Source organism: Syntrophomonas sp. UBA5494, assembly GCF_002426325.1.
This window is the reverse complement of sequence record NZ_DIPG01000089.1, coordinates 8358-10552: the sequence shown is the minus strand read 5'-3', so window position 1 is coordinate 10552 and position 2195 is coordinate 8358. Positions and strand designations below refer to the sequence as shown.

Sequence of the window (2195 nt, the reverse complement as noted above, 5' to 3'; positions counted from 1 at the left end):
ATCTGCGTGCTGGGGATGGTCTTCGGCTACTACCAGTTCGCCAAAGTCAAAGAGCTCAAAGCCCATCAAGCCATGCTCGATGTGGCCAACATCATTTATGAGACCTGCAAGACCTACCTGGTGCAGCAGGGCAAACTATTGTTCATACTGTTCCTGTTCATCGCCTTCTGCATCGCCTTCTACTTCGGCTATCTGGGTCAGATGCACCTCGGTTCGGTGCTACTCATCCTGGGCTGGACGGTCATAGGCATATTAGGCTCCTACAGCGTGGCCTGGTACGGCATCCGCATGAACACCCTGGCCAACAGCAGGACCGCCTTCTCCTCACTGGAGACCAAACCGCTCAAGCTCTTGAACATAGCTTTAGACGCCGGCATGAGCATCGGGGTACTGTTAGTGTGCGTAGAATTGATCATGATGCTCATCATCCTGTTGTGGGTTCCCAAAGAACTGGCCGGAGCCAGCCTGATCGGCTTCGCCATCGGTGAGTCCTTAGGAGCCAGCGCCCTGCGTATCGCCGGGGGCATATTCACCAAAATAGCCGACATCGGTTCAGACCTGATGAAAATCGTCTTCGGCATCAAAGAAGACGACCCCAGAAATCCCGGCGTCATCGCCGACTGCACCGGGGACAATGCCGGCGACAGCGTAGGCCCCACCGCGGACGGCTTCGAGACCTATGGAGTGACCGGGGTGGCCCTGGTGACCTTCATCGTCCTGGCGGTACAGCCGGCCTTGTCTGCCACCCTGATCGCCTGGATCTTCATCTTGCGCGTATTGATGATCATCACCTCCATCACCGCCTTCTACATCAACCGGGCTTACAGCCAGAGCCGCTTCGGCGCCAAAGACGACTTCGACTTCGAGCAGCCTTTGACCAGCCTGGTATGGATCACCTCCATACTGTCCATCATAGCCACCTTCGCGGCCAGCTACTTCCTGTTAGGGCCGGGCTCCGGCGTTCCCCAAGAGCTGGAGCAGCTGTGGCTGGTCTTGTCCGCCATCATCAGCATAGGCACTTTGGGAGCGGCGTTAATCCCTGAATTCACCAAGATATTCACCAGCCCCAACTCCAACCACGTGGCCGAGGTAGTCAAAGCCTCCCGGGAGGGCGGTCCGTCCTTAAACATCCTCTCCGGTCTGGTAGCGGGCAACTTCAGCGCCTTCTGGATCGGCATGGTATTCTTCGCCTTAATGTTCGGAGCCTACTATGCCAGCGGATACGGCTTGAACGATATCATGATCTATCCCTCCATCTTCGCCTTCGGCCTGGTGGCCTTCGGCATGCTGGGGATGGGGCCGGTGACCATCGCCGTAGACAGCTATGGCCCGGTAACCGACAACGCCCAGTCCATCTACGAACTGTCCCTGATCGAAGAGATTAAAGACGTGGATAAAGAGATCGAGGGCCAATTCGGCTTCAAACCTGATTTCGAGAAAGCCAAACACTATCTGGAAGCCAATGACGGGGCCGGCAACACCTTCAAAGCCACGGCCAAACCGGTCTTAATCGGCACCGCGGTGGTCGGGGCCACCACCATGATCTTCTCCCTGATACTGGTCATCCAGAACGTATTAGGGGTAGAGCCCGAACAGATCTTAACCCTCTTAAACCCCTTCACCATCTTCGGCTTCATCGCCGGGGGCTGCATCATCTACTGGTTCACCGGGGCCTCCACCCAGGCGGTCACCACCGGGGCCTACCGGGCGGTGGAATACATCAAGCAGAACATACGTTTGGATGAGGAAGCCAGCCAAAAGGCCTCCATAGAAAAATCCAAAGAAGTGGTCAAGATCTGCACCCAGTATGCGCAGCAGGGCATGTTCAACATCTTTATCGCCATCTTCTCCTTCACCATCGCCTTTGCCTGCCTGGCAGCGCCTAGAGCGGGTGAGGACGGCAATCTGGCGGTATCGCTGTTCGTATCCTACCTGATTTCCATAGCCGTGTTCGGCTTGTTCCAGGCGGTATTCATGGCCAATGCGGGGGGATGCTGGGACAACGCCAAAAAGGTGGTAGAGGTTGACCTGCAGGAGAAAGGCACTCCATTGCATGAAGCCACCGTGGTAGGCGACACCGTGGGCGACCCCTTCAAAGACACCTCTTCAGTGGCTATGAACCCGATCATCAAATTCACTACCTTGTTCGGACTGCTGGCCATGGAGATAGCCATCACCGAAGCCTTCCGGGGAAT

Annotated in this window: 1 protein-coding gene; it reads left to right on the top strand. The window is 56.3% G+C overall.

What is annotated here, in order from left to right:
* On the top strand, positions 1 to 2195 hold a 2195-nt coding region (locus tag B3W37_RS09780), incomplete at both ends, for a sodium-translocating pyrophosphatase (protein ID WP_483175595.1).